Origin of the sequence: Actinomadura sp. WMMB 499 (assembly GCF_008824145.1) — a bacterium.
Lineage (GTDB): Bacteria > Actinomycetota > Actinomycetes > Streptosporangiales > Streptosporangiaceae > Spirillospora.
On sequence record NZ_CP044407.1, the window covers coordinates 5541143 to 5556013 of the forward strand.

General features: G+C 69.3%; 11 protein-coding genes. All 11 read left to right on the plus strand.

Annotated features, from left to right (window positions below):
- Positions 1-18 precede the first annotated feature (18 nt).
- The 11 genes from F7P10_RS24870 (at position 19) to rpoB (ending at position 14850) form a co-directional block, all read left to right on the plus strand.
- A complete protein-coding gene (locus F7P10_RS24870; protein ID WP_302851478.1) occupies positions 19-717 on the plus strand; it encodes an ABC transporter permease in 699 nt (232 codons plus the stop codon).
- The gene (locus F7P10_RS24875; RefSeq protein ID WP_151012708.1) at positions 717-1565 is read left to right on the plus strand and encodes an ABC transporter permease; all 849 of its coding nucleotides are present in this window, start codon (positions 717-719) and stop codon (positions 1563-1565) included. Before F7P10_RS24870 ends, F7P10_RS24875 begins: the two co-directional genes overlap by 1 nt.
- A gap of 7 nt (positions 1566-1572) precedes the next feature.
- Positions 1573-2889, plus strand: coding sequence for an MCE family protein (locus tag F7P10_RS24880; RefSeq protein ID WP_254716004.1), 1317 nt, complete (start codon positions 1573-1575; stop codon positions 2887-2889).
- Positions 2886-3917 carry an MCE family protein gene (locus F7P10_RS24885; RefSeq protein WP_151012709.1) on the plus strand — a complete coding sequence of 344 codons (1032 nt, stop codon included), beginning with the start codon at positions 2886-2888 and terminating at the stop codon, positions 3915-3917. The genes F7P10_RS24880 and F7P10_RS24885 overlap by 4 nt, the downstream gene beginning before the upstream one ends.
- A complete protein-coding gene (locus F7P10_RS24890; protein ID WP_151012711.1) occupies positions 3918-5033 on the plus strand; it encodes an MCE family protein in 1116 nt (371 codons plus the stop codon).
- A gap of 19 nt (positions 5034-5052) precedes the next feature.
- Entirely contained in the window at positions 5053-6342 is a 1290-nt protein-coding gene (locus tag F7P10_RS24895) for an MCE family protein (protein ID WP_254716005.1), read from the plus strand.
- Positions 6339-7724, plus strand: a complete 1386-nt coding sequence (locus tag F7P10_RS24900) for an MCE family protein (RefSeq protein WP_151012713.1) — start codon at positions 6339-6341, stop codon at positions 7722-7724. The genes F7P10_RS24895 and F7P10_RS24900 overlap by 4 nt, the downstream gene beginning before the upstream one ends.
- On the plus strand, positions 7721-9235 hold the full coding sequence (locus tag F7P10_RS24905) for an MCE family protein (RefSeq protein ID WP_151012715.1): 1515 nt from the start codon (positions 7721-7723) through the stop codon (positions 9233-9235). Before F7P10_RS24900 ends, F7P10_RS24905 begins: the two co-directional genes overlap by 4 nt.
- 10 nt (positions 9236-9245) lie before the next feature.
- Positions 9246-9734 carry a hypothetical protein gene (locus tag F7P10_RS24910; RefSeq protein ID WP_151012717.1) on the plus strand — a complete coding sequence of 163 codons (489 nt, stop codon included), beginning with the start codon at positions 9246-9248 and terminating at the stop codon, positions 9732-9734.
- Complete coding sequence (locus tag F7P10_RS24915; protein WP_151012719.1) at positions 9731-10846, plus strand: hypothetical protein; 1116 nt, start codon at positions 9731-9733, stop codon at positions 10844-10846. Before F7P10_RS24910 ends, F7P10_RS24915 begins: the two co-directional genes overlap by 4 nt.
- A 536-nt stretch (positions 10847-11382) precedes the next feature.
- A complete protein-coding gene (gene rpoB, locus F7P10_RS24920; RefSeq protein ID WP_151012721.1) occupies positions 11383-14850 on the plus strand; it encodes a DNA-directed RNA polymerase subunit beta in 3468 nt (1155 codons plus the stop codon).
- The last annotated feature ends 21 nt before the right edge of the window (positions 14851-14871 follow it).

A 14871-nucleotide genomic window follows, 5' to 3' on the forward strand; every position in this document is an offset into this window, starting at 1 on the left:
CTGGACACCGGCCGCGCGATGTTCCAGTGGCCGTTCCAGTGGCGCGAGTTCATCCAGCAGGCCTGGTTCATCGTCAGCGTCACGGTCATCCCGACGATGCTCGTCGCGATCCCGTTCGGCGGCGTCCTGTCGCTGCAGGTCGGCGGGCTGATCCGGCAGCTGGGCGCGCAGTCCTACACGGGCGCGACGGCCGTCGTGGCGATCGTCCGCGAGGCCAGCCCGCTGGTCACCTCGCTGCTGATCGCGGGGGCCGCCGGGTCGGCGATCTGCGCCGACCTCGGCTCCCGGAAGATCCGCGAGGAGATCGACGCCATGGAGGTGCTGGGGATCAACCCCCTGCACCGCCTGGTGGTCCCGCGGATGCTGGCGTGCGCGTTCGTGGCGCTGTTCCTGAACGGGCTGGTCTCGGTCGTCGGCCTGATGGGCGGCTACGTCTTCAACGTCATGCTGCAGGACGGGACGCCGGGCGCCTACCTCGCGTCGTTCAACGCGATCGCGCAGCTGCCCGACCTGCTGCAGGCGGAGTTCAAGGCGTTCGTGTTCGGCATCACGGCCGGCCTGGTCGCGGCGTACAAGGGGCTGAACGCCAAGGGAGGCCCGAAGGGCGTGGGGGACGCGGTCAACCAGACCGTGGTCATCACCTTCATGCTCCTCTTCGTGGAGAACTTCCTGATCTCCACGCTGTACTTCCAGTTCGTTCCGTCGAAGGGCATGTGATGGCGGCCCCAGGCAAGACGGGGAAGGCCGTCTCCCGAGCGGTGAACGCGCCGCTCCAGCGACTGGACGACTTCGGCCATCAGCTGTCGTTCTACCTGCGGGCGTTCGCGTGGACGTTCCGCGCGCTGCGCCGGTACCGCACCGAGGTGATGCGGCTGCTCGCCGAGGTGAGCCTCGGCACGGGCGGGCTCGCGGTGATCGGCGGCTCGGTGGTGATCGTCGGGTTCATGACGTTCTTCACCGGCAGCCAGGTCGGCCTGCAGGGCTTCGAATCCCTGGACCAGATCGGGACGGCCGCGTTCACCGGGTTCGTCGCGTCGTACTTCAACACGCGCGAGATCGCGCCGCTGGTGTCGGCGCTGGCGCTGTCGGCGACGGTCGGGTGCGGGTTCACCGCGCAGCTCGGCGCGATGCGGATCTCCGACGAGATCGACGCGCTGGAGGTCATGGCCGTCCCGTCGATGCCGTTTCTGGTGACGACGCGGATGATCGCCGGGATGATCGCGGTGATCCCGCTGTACATCGTGGGCCTGCTGGCGTCCTACGGCGCGACGCGGATCGTCGTCACGACGTTCTACGGGCAGTCGACCGGCACCTACGACCACTACTTCGACCTGTTCCTGCCACCGAACGACATCCTGTGGTCATTCGGCAAGGTGATCATCTTCTCGATGCTGGTCATGCTGATCCACTGCTACTACGGCTACAACGCGAGCGGCGGCCCGGCGGGCGTCGGCGTCGCGGTGGGCCGGGCGGTGCGGACGAGCCTCGTGGTGATCAACGTGGCGGACCTGATGCTCGGCATGGCGATCTGGGGCACGGACACGTCCGTGCGGATCGCGGGGTGAGGGCGCGATGAGCGAACGTATGCGGCTGCGCCTGCTGGGCACGACGCTGATCCTGGTGATCGTCCTGCTGCTGGCGCTGACGGTGGCCTTCTACAACAAGGCGTTCACGCCGGTGGTGCACGTGAAGGTGGCCGCCGAGCGGGTGGGGCTGCAGCTGCTGCCGCATTCGGACGTCAAGGTGCGCGGGCTGATCGTCGGTGAGGTGCGCGACACCGAGGTGACCGACGACGGCGCGATCCTGCACCTGGCGCTCGAGCCGGACAAGGCGGAGCTGATCCCGCGGAACGTCCAGGCGCGGATGCTGCCGAAGACGCTGTTCGGCGAGAAGTACGTGTCGCTGGAGATCCCCGCGCAGGCGGGGGAGCGCGGCCTGACCGAGGGCATGACGATCCAGCAGGACCGCTCGCGCGCCGCCGTGGAGATCAACAAACTGCTGGACGACATGCTGCCGCTGCTGCAGGCGGTGAAGCCGGCGGAGCTGAACGCGACGCTGAACGCGCTGGCCACGGCGCTGCAGGGCCGCGGCGACCAGCTCGGGCAGAACCTGGAGCAGGCCGACGCGCTGCTGCAGAAGATCAACCCCGAGCTGGGGACGCTGGTCAAGGACCTGCACGGCCTGGCCGACGTCGCGGACGTCTACAACGCGGCGGCGCCCGACCTGCTGCAGACGCTGCGGAACCTGAACGTGACGAGCCGGACGATCACCGACAAGCAGCGGACGATCGAGGGGCTGATCCCCGCGGTGACGGCGCTGTCGGACGACGGGAACACGTTCATGCGGCAGAACGGCCCGAAGATCATCGGGGTGAACATCGCCAACCGGGACGTGCTCCAGCTGGTCGCGAAGTACTCGCCGTCGCTGCCGTGCGTGCTCGAGGGCATCATGGAGGCCAAGCCGGAGCTGGAGCGGGTCGGCGGCGGCGACGGCTCGAAGAGCTACAACCTCACGATCGAGATCGTGAAGCCGCGGCCGGCGTACACCTACCCGCTGGACAAGCCGGAGGCGCGAGACCACCGCAACCCGCGCTGCTACGGGATCCCGAACTCGAAGGTGCCGTTCCCCGACTACCTGGCGCTGGACGGCACGCAGGACGACCTGTGGTGGAAGAACCCGGACCCGGCGGACGCCGGCGCGGCCGGCGCCGCGGGGAACCGGGGCCGCGCGATGTCCAACGTGTTCGTCGAGCCCGGCGCGGGTGACGAGAACGAGACGATCAAGAACATCGTCGCGCCGCTGACGCGGACGCCGTCGTCCGAGCTGTCGGACATGTCGGCGCTGATGTTCGGGCCGCTGCTGCAGGGATCGGTGGTGACGGTCGAGTGAAGACCACGGGCGCGGCGGTGAAGCTGGGGATCTTCGTGGTCCTCACCTCGCTGGTCACGGGCGTGCTGGCGATGACGATCTCGAACCTGCGGTTCGGGCCGTCCGAGAACTACAAGGCGGTGTTCGCGGACGTCACCGGGCTGCTGGAGAACGACGACGTCCGGGTCGCGGGCGTGCGGGTCGGGCAGATCGAGGACATCGAGCTGCACAAGGGCACGCAGGCGCTGGTGACGTTCAGCCTCGACTCCGACGGGGTGTTCCGGGCGGGGCTGCCGGCGTCGACGCAGGCGCAGATCCGGTACCGGAACCTGATGGGGCAGCGGTACCTGTCCCTGAGCGACGCGGCGGGGCGGACGAACGAGTACCTGGACCCGGGCGACACGATCCCGCTCGCGCAGACGAAGCCGGCGCTGGACCTGACCGTCCTGTTCAACGGGTTCCGGCCGCTGTTCCAGGCGCTGGAGCCGAAGGACGTCAACACGCTCGCGATGCAGATCATCCGGGTGCTGCAGGGCGAGGGCGGGACGATCAACAGCCTGCTGCGGCACACGGCGTCGCTGACGAACACGCTCGCCGACCGCGACCAGGTGATCGGCCGCGTGATCACCAACCTCAACGAGGTGCTCGGCACGATCGACGCGCGGCACGAGCAGGTCGACAAGATGGTGGTGGACCTGCGGAGCTTCGTCGGCGGGCTGTCCCACGACCGGGAGGCGATCTTCGAGTCGGTCGAGGCGATCAACGGCCTGGAGTCGGCGACGGCGGGCCTGCTGCAGGACACCCGGCCCGACATCAAGAACGACATCGCGGGGCTGCGCGAGCTCGCCGGGACGCTCGACGACCACAGCGCCACGCTCGACAAGGGCCTGCAGCGGACGCCGCACCGGCTGGAAGAGCTGCTGAACATCTCCTCCTACGGGTCCTGGTTCAACATGTACGTCTGCGGGCTCGACGCGCGGGTGAAGCTGCCGGGGGGACCGGCCTACCAGACACCGGCGATCGTGAACGAGAACGCGAGGTGCAAGTAGATGAGGATCCCGTTCCGGGAGCGAAACCCGGTCCCCATCGGCCTCTCCGCGTTCGCAGTGATCATCGTGGCGTTGCTGGTGGCGCTGAACCTGGAGAGGATCCCGTTCGTCACCGGCGGGACGACCTACACCGCGGCGTTCAAGGAGGCCGCGGGCCTGCAGCCCGACGAGGAGGTCCGCATCGCGGGCGTCAAGGTCGGGGAGGTCACGGCGGTCGAGCTGGACGGCGACCACGTGAAGGTCACCTTCCGGGTCGACGACGGCGTGCGGCTGGGCGAGCGCACCGAGGCCAGCATCAAGATCAAGACGCTGCTGGGCGCGCACTTCCTCGGGCTCACGCCGAACGGTACGAAGCCGATGAAGTCCCACATCCCGGTGGAGCGGACGCACACGCCGTTCGAGGTCGTCCCGGCGATCAGCGAGCTGGGCGAGCGGGTCGGGCAGATCGACGTGCGGCAGGTCGCGACGTCGTTCGACGTGCTGTCGACGACGTTCGCGAACTCGCCGGACGAGGTGCGGGCGTCGCTGCAGGGGCTGCGGCGCCTGTCGAACACCATCGCCTCCCGCGACGACGAGCTGCACGAGCTGGCGGACCGGGCCCGCAGCGTGTCGGGGTTGCTCGCCAAGCGCAACGAGGACTTCGAGAAGCTGATCCAGGACGGCGACCGGCTGCTGGCGGCCGTCCAGGCGCGCCGGGAGGTCATCCACCGGCTGCTGGTGAACACCGTGCGGCTCTCCCAGCAGGTCAACGCGCTGATCCGGGAGAACGAGGCGCAGCTCAAGCCGATGCTGGACGACCTGGAGAAGGTCAACCAGGTGCTGCTGAAGAACCAGGAGAACCTCGACCGGATCCTGCAGCTGTTCGGGCCGTTCGCGCGCCAGTTCGCGGACGTCACGGGCACCGGCCGCTGGTTCGACGCCTTCCTGCAGAACCTGATCCCGATCCCGGCGTCCATCGACGACTCGGGCGCCGGGACGCCGCCGGGACAGGGCGGCGGCGGCCACGGCGGCGCCCAGAACGGCCAGACCACCCGCAACGGCCAGAACCAGACGGGCCAGAACCAGAACGGCCAGAACGGCGACCAGGGCGACAGCCCGCTTCCCTTCCTCCCGTGACAGCAGGCAGGTACCGGTAGTGCGAAACTCGGCAACGATTCTCCGCATCGGCGGCGCGATACTCGCCGTCGCGGTGCTGGCCGCCGCGCTCGTCCTGCTGTTGCAGGAGCCGAAGCAGCGGCACATGACCGCGTACTTCACCAAGACCGTCGGCCTCTACGCGGGCGCGGACGTCCGCATCCTCGGCATCAAGGTCGGGGAGGTGACGAGCGTCGACCCGGTCGGCGACTCGGTCCGGGTGAAGCTGAAGTACGAGGCCAAGTACAAGGTTCCGGCGAACGCGCAGGCCGTCATCGTGAACCAGACGCTGGTCGCCGACCGGTACGTCCAGCTCACCCCCGTCTACAAGAACGGGCCGGTGATGAAGGACGGCGCGACGCTGACCACCAGCCGGACGGCCGTCCCGGTGGAGATCGACTCGATCAGCGGCAGCCTGAACGACCTGAGCGAGGCACTCGGGCCGCAGGGCGCCAACGCGCCCGGCGCGGACGGCGAGGGCGCGCTGTCGCAGTTGCTGCGGGTCGGCGCGGCGAACCTCCAGGGCCAGGGCGACGACATCAACGAGACGATCAAGAACACCTCGGAGATGCTGAGCACGCTGAGCACCGACCGCGAGGACGTCGCGCAGACGATCGAGAACCTGCGCGTCATCACCGACGGCATGAAGGAGAACGACCAGCAGATCGCGTCGTTCACTACCCGGCTCAACTCCGTCTCCGGGCAGCTCTCCCAGGAGAAGGAGGAGTTGAGCGCAGCGCTGAACACGCTGGGGCCGACGCTGCGGAACGTGGAGAAGTTCGTCAAGGACAACCGCGGCCAGCTCTCCGACAACGTCGAGCAGCTCGCCCAGATCACCGGTGTCCTCGTGAAGGAGAAGGACGCGCTGGCCGAGATCCTCACGGCCGGTCCGCTGGCCATCAACAACCTGGCCCGCGCCTACGACCCGATCAGCGGCACCATCCACAACCGGGCCGACCTGCGGCAGTTCAACAACCTGGCCGACTGGGTCTGCTCCCTGGCGTACTCGGTGGGCACGCCCGCCGACCAGTGCCTCGACTTCGTCGAGCCGTACAACGGCATCGGCCAGGCGCTGGGCGGCCTGCACCTGGACCTGTCGTGGATCACGGCGCTGACCACGCACTACGACCCGGTGCCGATCCCGCCGGACGCCTACGGGCCGAACGACCCGGACAACCCCGCGAACGGCGGCTCGGGCTCCACTCCGGCGAACGCCCAGGGCGGCGCTCAGGGCGGCGGCGCCCACGCACCGCAGGGACTCTCCGCACTGCTGCCTGGAGGTGGCCGATGAGCAGGACAGGGCCCGCGCGGCGCGCGCGGCGCCGGGCGGGGCTGCTCGGCGCGGCGGCGCTGGCCGGCGTGACGGCGCTGTCGGGCTGCTCGTTCGACGGCGTGGCGTCGCTGCCGCTGCCCGGCGGCCCCGACCTCGGCGACGACCCGCGCACGTTCAAGATCGAGTTCTCGAACGTGCTGGACCTCGTCCCGCAGTCGGTGGTCAAGGTCAACGACGTGTCGGTCGGCCAGGTCGAGGAGATCGAGCTGGCCGGGGGCCAGGGCGGGTGGCGCGCGGTCGTCACGGTCGCCGTCCGCGAGGACGTCGAGCTGCCCGACAACGCCACCGCGCGGATCTCGCAGACGAGCCTGCTCGGCGAGAAGTTCGTGGACCTGGCGCCGCCGGCGAACGAGCCGCCGCGCGGACGGCTGGGCGGCGGCGACGTGATCCCGCTCGCCCGCACCGCGCACGGCACCGAGATCGAGCAGGTGCTGTCGGCGATGTCGCTGCTGCTGAACGGCGGCGGGCTGGAGCAGGTGTCGACGATCAGCCACGAGCTGCAGGCCGCGATGGGCGGCCGCGAGGCGACGATCAAGTCGGTGCTGGACCGGGTGGACGTGTTCGTCGGGACCCTCGACCAGAACCGGGACGCGATCACCCGGGCGCTCGACAGCCTGGACCGGCTGATCGGGAAGCTGTCGGACGAGCGGGAGACGATCCGGCAGACGATCGACGAGACCGGCCCGGCGATCGCGGTGCTGGAGCAGAACCGCGAGGACCTCACCGGGATGCTCGTCGCGCTGGACAAGCTCAGCCGCACCACCACGAACGTGATCAATCAGTCGCACGACGATCTGGTCGTCAACCTGAAGAACCTCGACACGATCCTCAAGAACCTGAACAAGGCGGGCTCCGACCTGCCGAACTCCCTGGAGACGCTGATCACCTACCCGTTCCCGGCGACGTTCGACAACGTCATCGAGGGCGACTACGGCAACGTCCACCTGACCGTCGACCTGGACTTCGAGAGCCTCGGGCGCAACCTCCTGGGCGGCACCGACCTCGAGGGCCAGCTCGGCAGCGGGCAGGACATGCGCACCATGCTCCAGGTGCCGAACCTGACGCTGCCGGACGCGCCGCTCGGCGTCCTCCCGCGGGACGGCGCCGGGGCGCGGACGAAGTCCGGCGGGGGGCAGAAGGCGCCCGGCACGCCCACGCCCGCCCCGTCCCAGACGCCCACCGGGAAGCAGACCCCCGGGACCGGCGGCGAGGACGAAGACGGCGAGGACAAGGACGGCGGGGACTTCTGGGACCTCTTCGGCGGCGGCGAGAACCGCCCGGGGGCGTTCGGTCAGCGCGAGAGCGGTCTGTCGACCCTGATGACGGGGGGCCTGTCGTGATCCTCAAGCGCGGCATCAAGATCCAGCTGCTGGCCTTCCTGGTCATCACGATCGTCGGAGTGACGGTCGTGTCGGTGAACTACATCGGCGTCGGCCGGGAGATGCTCGGCCGCCAGTACACCGCCTACGTCGACCTCACCGACTCCGGCGGCGTCTTCAGCAACGCCGAGGTCACCTACCGCGGCGTGCCCGTCGGACGGGTCGGCCCGATCACGCTGACCGACACCGGCATCAAGGTCGAACTGGAGCTGGAGCGCGGCGAGCGGATCCCGCGCGAGGGCCTCACGGCCATCGTCGCGAACCGGTCCGCCGTCGGCGAGCAGTACATCGACCTGGTGCCGTCCGGGAAGGGCGGCCCGTACCTGCACGAGGGCGACGCCTACACGATCCCCAAGGAGCGGACGAAGCTCCCCGTGTCCACGTCCCGGCTGCTGCAGAACGTGGACGCGCTCGTCAACTCGGTGAACACCGAGCACCTCGGCATCGTCATCGACGAGCTGAACACGGCGTTCTCCGGCACCGCCGAGGACCTCCAGCAGATCCTCGACGACACCGACCGGATCCTGGACACCGCCGACGAGGCGTACCCGGACACCAAGAAGCTCCTGGACAACAGCCTGACGGTCCTGGACACCCAGCGGCGGCAGGGCGCGAACATCCGGGGCTTCTCCCGGAACCTGAACGAGCTGAGCACGTCCATCCGGCGCGACGACAAGGCGCTGCGGCAGACGATCGACGCCGCGCCCGGCGCGGTGAACCAGACCCACCAGGCCATCAACCAGCTGTCCCCGACCCTGCCGGTGCTGCTGGCGAACCTGGCGACCACGGGCCAGATCATCACGACCCGCCAGGCGGGCCTGCGGTCGCTGTTCATCCTTTACCCGGTGACCGTCGCGGGTCTGCCCACGGTCATGCCAGGTGACGGCACCCAGCACATGGGCCTGGTGCTGAACATCAACTCTCCGCCCAACTGCACCAAGGGCTACGAGCAGGTCGAGCAGCGGTGGCCGCAGGACACCTCCCACAAGGAGCCGAGGCTCGACGCCGGCTGCGCGGAACCGCACGACTCCGAGCAGGCCGTCCGCGGCGCCCGCAACTTCCCGACCGAGGCCCTGGTGCCCGCGCCGAAGCTCCCCGAGGGCGCCACGGCCGGCGCCGGGTTCCCGGCGGGCGGCGCGTCCGGCTCGGGCTCCGGCGGCGGCTCGGGCTCCGGCGGCGGCTCGGACGGCGGTTCCGGCTCGGACGCCGCGTCCGGTGCGGGCTCGGGCTCGGGCTCGGACGGCGCGAAGGCGAAGCAGGCGGAGTCGTCCGGCGGCGCCATGCTGGCGAACGGCAACCTGTACATGTCGTATCCGGCGAATTCGGTGCAATTCGCTGGATACGATCCGACGACCGGCGCGGTCTACGGCGCCGACGGCAAGCAGTACGTCATGCCCCGCACCGCGGGCACGCGGGAGTTGGGAGAGGAAGCATCGTGGAAGTGGCTCCTGATGGGACCCCTGAGCCAGTGAGGCCGGTCCGGTGAGGCGCCTGTGGCCCCGGACGGTCGTCATCGCGCTGAGCGCGATCGTCGCCGCCCTCGTCGTCAGCACGGGGTGGCTCGGGTTCCGCGCCTGGCAGAACGACGCCGACGCCGACGACGCCGCCGCCGCCCGGCAGACGGCCCGGCAGATGGGTGTCAACCTCATGACCCTCGGCAGCGAGAACGCCCAGCAGGACATCGACCGGATCGTCTCCGGCATGACCGGCGACATCAAGGACGAGTTCGGCAGCCAGTCCAAGAGCTGGGTGCAGAGCCTGAAGGGCACCAAGGCCAAGTCGACCGTGACCGACGTGGAGGCGGGCGTCGTCTCCATCGACGACGACTCGGCCGAGGTGATGGTGTCGCTGAACACCACCGTGACCAACGAGAAGGTCAAGGACGGCGTTTCGTACCCCTACCGGGTCGTGATGCAGATGACCAAGGTCGATGACCGCTGGCTCGTGTCCAACGTGGAGATGGTCCCGTGACGATGCTCGGCCGGGGCAAGCGCTCCGCTGCAGACAAGTCCAGCAAGGACGCCAAGGACGCCAAGGGCGCCGAGGACCCGGAGAAGGAGCTGACCAAGGACGAGGCCGCCGAGAAGGCCCGGGAGGCCGAGGGCAAGGCCCGCCGCGCGGCCGAGCAGGCGGCCAAGGCCGAGGAGGCCGCCGAGGCCGCCCGGCTCGCCGAGGAGGCCGCGGCCCGCGCCAAGGAGGCCGCCCGGCTCGCGAAGATCGCCGCCGACGCCGCGTCCGCCGACGCCGAGGCGGACGCCGAGGCAGACGAGGGCGACGAGGACGGCGCCGAGCCGGACGAGAACCGTGCGGCCGCCACGACTCCGAGGAAGAAACGGGACGGCGGGGGAGGCTCCGACCTCGCGTCCGAGGGCGAAGAGGGCTCAGCGGACGAATCAGCGGCTCCTGCGGGCGTTTCCGTCGAGGACGGGACCGGCGCCGAGGAAGACGCTGAGGACGACTCCGACGCCGAGGAAGACGCCGAGGACGACTCCGACTCCGAGGAAGACGCGGAGGAAGACGCGGAGGACGAGCCGGGGGAGACCGGGGACGGCGAGGCCGCCGAGCCCGCCCGCTCGTCCGGGCGCTCGTCCGGGCGCCGCGGGAGCCCCGCCGTGATCGTCGGCGTCCTCACCGTGCTGGCCGTCGCGCTGGCCGCCGGCACCGTGTTCCTGGGCATGAAGTACCGCGAGCACCAGGCGATCGAGGAGGCCCGCGCCGACGGCGTCAGCGCCGCGTCCGACGCCGTGAAGGCGCTGTCGTCGTACGACTACCGGACGCTCGACAACGACCTGAAGTCCGCCGAGGCGATCACGACGGGCGACCTGAACAAGGAGTTCCCCAAGTTCGCCTCGCAGCTCAAGGCGCAGGCCCGGCAGCAGGAGGCCGTGTCGACCACCACGGTCCTGAAGGCGGGCGCCGTGAGCGTCTCGCCGGAGAAGGTCGTCGCGCTGGTCTACGCGAACCGGATCGCCGCGACGAACAAGGACACCCAGGCGCGCCTGCCGGAGCCGCTGCGCGTCAAGGCCACCATGGTCAAGGCGGACGGCGAGTGGAAGGCCGAGGACGTCGACGTCATCTCCTGAACCGGAGCGTCCCGCGATCGAGCGGCCGGCCCCGCCCGGGGCCGGCCGCTCGATCCGCTTTCCGGGACGTCGCCGCGCCCGCCGCACGGGCCCGCCGCACGGGCCGGCCGCGACCGTCCGCCGCACCCGTCACCCGGGCCCGTCGGGACCGCGCCGGGCAGGTCGTCGGGGCTCTGCGCAGGGCGTCCGAGGTGCCCGGAATCGCCCACTCTCAGGGGCCTACCGGCGGGTAGGCGACCGGATCCTAAACTATGGCCTTCCTCACTGCAGGTCAGGGCCTGAAAAGTCCAAGTCCGCTCTTGACTGCGCGGGCTCGAGAAGCGATGCTCCAAGGCAACGTGATGCATACTGCGGCGCTAGAGTTGCGAGCGGTGTGGCAGGTCGGCTACACTGCCCCTTTGCGCTGCCCTCTGACTATCCACGTGTGAGTGCACCCCTACGAGAGTCCGTTTTGGACCCTATCGCGTAGGTCTTGGACGTGGATCGTCTGGCGTGCGTGTCGTCAGTTACGCCGCGAGCCCTCGGAAGGACCACTCTTGGCAGCCTCGCGCAACGCCTCGAATACCGCAACCGGTCCGAACCGCGTCTCCTTCGCGCGCATCAAGGAGCCGCTCGAAGTCCCGGACCTCCTTGCTCTGCAGACCGACTCAGTGGACTGGCTGCTGGGCAACGAGAGGTGGAAGGCCCGGGTCGAGGCGGCCCAGAAGGCCGAAAGTAAGAGCGTCCCGACCCAGTCGGGCCTCGAGGAGATCTTCGAAGAGATCAGTCCCATCGAGGACTTCTCGGGAACCATGTCCCTCTCGTTCCGCGACCACCGGTTCGAGCCGCCCAAGTACTCCGTCGAGGAGTGCAAGGACAAGGACATGACCTACTCCGCCCCGATGTTCGTCACGGCGGAGTTCATCAACAACACCACCGGTGAGATCAAGAGCCAGACGGTGTTCATGGGCGACTTCCCGCTCATGACCCCGAAGGGCACCTTCATCATCAACGGCACCGAGCGCGTCGTCGTCTCGCAGCTGACCCGCTCGCCCGGCGTCTACTTCGACCGCGCCCTCGACAAGGCGTCCGACAAGGACATCTACGGCTGCCGGGTCATCCCGAGCCGCGGCGCCTGGCTCGAGTTCGAGATCGACAAGCGCGACAACGTGGGCGTGCGCATCGACCGCAAGCGCAAGCAGCCCGTCACCGTGCTGCTCAAGGCGCTCGGCTGGGACGAAGCGCGCATCCGCGAGCACTTCGGCTCCTACGAGTCGATCAACGTGACCCTGGAGAAGGACCACACCTCCGGCCAGGACGACGCGCTGCTCGACATCTACCGCAAGCTGCGCCCGGGCGAGCCGCCGACGCGCGAGTCCGCGCAGACGCTCCTGGAGAACCTGTACTTCAACCCGAAGCGCTACGACGTCGCCAAGGTCGGCCGCTACAAGATCAACAAGAAGCTCGGCCTCGACCTGGACATGAACCAGGGCACCCTCACCGAGGACGACATCGTCGCCACGATCGAGTACCTCGTCCGGCTGCACGCCGGTGAGGAGGAGGGCACCCTCGGGGCCGTTCCGGTGCCGATCGAGGTCGACGACATCGACCACTTCGGCAACCGGCGCCTGCGCACGGTCGGCGAGCTGATCCAGAACCAGGTCCGGCTCGGCCTCGCCCGCATGGAGCGCGTCGTCCGCGAGCGGATGACCACCCAGGACGTCGAGGCGATCACGCCGCAGACGCTGATCAACATCCGGCCGGTCGTCGCCTCCATCAAGGAGTTCTTCGGCACCAGCCAGCTGTCGCAGTTCATGGACCAGACGAACCCGCTGGCCGGGCTGACGCACAAGCGCCGCCTGAACGCGCTCGGCCCCGGTGGTCTGTCCCGTGAGCGGGCGGGCATGGAGGTCCGCGACGTCCACCCGTCGCACTACGGCCGCATGTGCCCGATCGAGACGCCGGAAGGCCCGAACATCGGGCTGATCGGCTCGCTCGCCGCGTTCGGCCGGGTCAACCCGTTCGGGTTCGTCGAGACCCCGTACCGTCGCGTCACCGACGGCGTCGTCACCGAGTCGATCGACTACCTGACCGCCGACGAGGAGGACCGGTTCGTCATCGCGCAGGCCAACTCCCTGCTCAACGACGACGGCACCTTCGTCGACGACCGCATCCTGGTCCGCCGCAAGGGCGGCGAGGTCGAACTGGTCCCGGCCCGCGAGGTCCAGTACATGGACGTCTCGGCCCGGCAGATGACCTCGGTCGCCACCGCGATGATCCCGTTCCTGGAGCACGACGACGCCAACCGCGCGCTGATGGGCTCCAACATGCAGCGGCAGTCGGTGCCGCTGCTGCGCAGCGAGTCGCCGCTGGTCGGCACCGGCATGGAGTACCGCGCCGCGGTCGACGCCGGCGACGTCATCACCGCAGAGAAGGCCGGTGTCGTCGAGGAGGTGTCCGCCGACTACGTCACCGTGATGAACGACGACGGCACGCGGACCACCTACCGCGTGTCGAAGTTCAAGCGGTCCAACCAGGGCACCTGCTTCAACCAGAAGCCGATCGTCGACGAGGGCCAGCGCGTCGAGGAGGGCCAGGTCGTCGCCGACGGGCCCTGCACCGACAACGGCGAGATGGCGCTCGGCAAGAACCTCCTCGTGGCGTTCATGCCGTGGGAGGGCCACAACTACGAGGACGCGATCATCCTGTCGCAGCGCCTCGTCCAGGACGACGTCCTCTCCTCGATCCACATCGAGGAGCACGAGGTCGACGCCCGCGACACCAAGCTGGGCCCCGAGGAGATCACCCGGGACATCCCGAACGTCTCCGAGGAGGTCCTGGCCGACCTCGACGAGCGCGGCATCATCCGCGTCGGCGCCGACGTCGTGCCCGGCGACATCCTGGTCGGCAAGGTCACCCCGAAGGGCGAGACCGAGCTGACCCCCGAGGAGCGGCTGCTCCGCGCGATCTTCGGTGAGAAGGCGCGCGAGGTCCGCGACACCTCGCTGAAGGTGCCGCACGGCGAGCAGGGCAAGGTCATCGGCGTCCGGGTGTTCTCCCGCGACGAGGGCGACGAGCTCCCGCCCGGCGTGAACGAGCTGGTCCGGGTGTACGTCGCGCAGAAGCGCAAGATCACCGACGGCGACAAGCTGGCCGGCCGACACGGCAACAAGGGCGTCATCTCCAAGGTGCTCCCGGTCGAGGACATGCCGTTCCTCGAGGACGGCACCCCGGTCGACATCGTCCTGAACCCGCTGGGCGTGCCCGGCCGGATGAACGTCGGCCAGGTCCTGGAGACGCACCTCGGGTGGGTCGCCAGCCGCGGCTGGAAGGTCGAGGGCGACGACGCCGACTGGAAGCGCGCGCTCAAGGAGATCGGCGCCGACGAGGCCGAGCCGTGGACCAACACCGCGACCCCGGTGTTCGACGGCGCCCGCGAGGACGACGTCACCGGCCTGATCGAGTCCACCCTGCCGAACCGCGACGGGCAGCGGCTCGTCGGCCCGGGCGGCAAGGCGCGGCTGTTCGACGGCCGGACCGGCGAGCCCTACAAGGACCCGATCTCGGTCGGCTACATCTACATCCTCAAGCTGCTGCACCTGGTCGACGACAAGATCCACGCGCGGTCGACCGGTCCGTACTCCATGATCACCCAGCAGCCGCTCGGCGGTAAGGCCCAGTTCGGCGGCCAGCGCTTCGGTGAGATGGAGGTGTGGGCGCTGGAGGCGTACGGCGCCGCCTATGCCCTGCAGGAGCTCCTGACCATCAAGTCCGACGACGTCCTCGGCCGCGTGAAGGTCTACGAGGCCATCGTCAAGGGCGAGAACATCCCCGAGCCCGGCATTCCCGAGTCCTTCAAGGTGCTCATCAAGGAGATGCAGTCGCTCTGCCTCAACGTCGAGGTGCTCTCGAGCGACGGCATGTCCATCGAGATGCGCGACACCGACGAGGACGTCTTCCGCGCCGCGGAGGAGCTCGGCATCGACCTGTCCCGGCGCGAGCCGAGCAGTGTCGAAGAGGTCTGATCAACTCAAGGGGTATACACG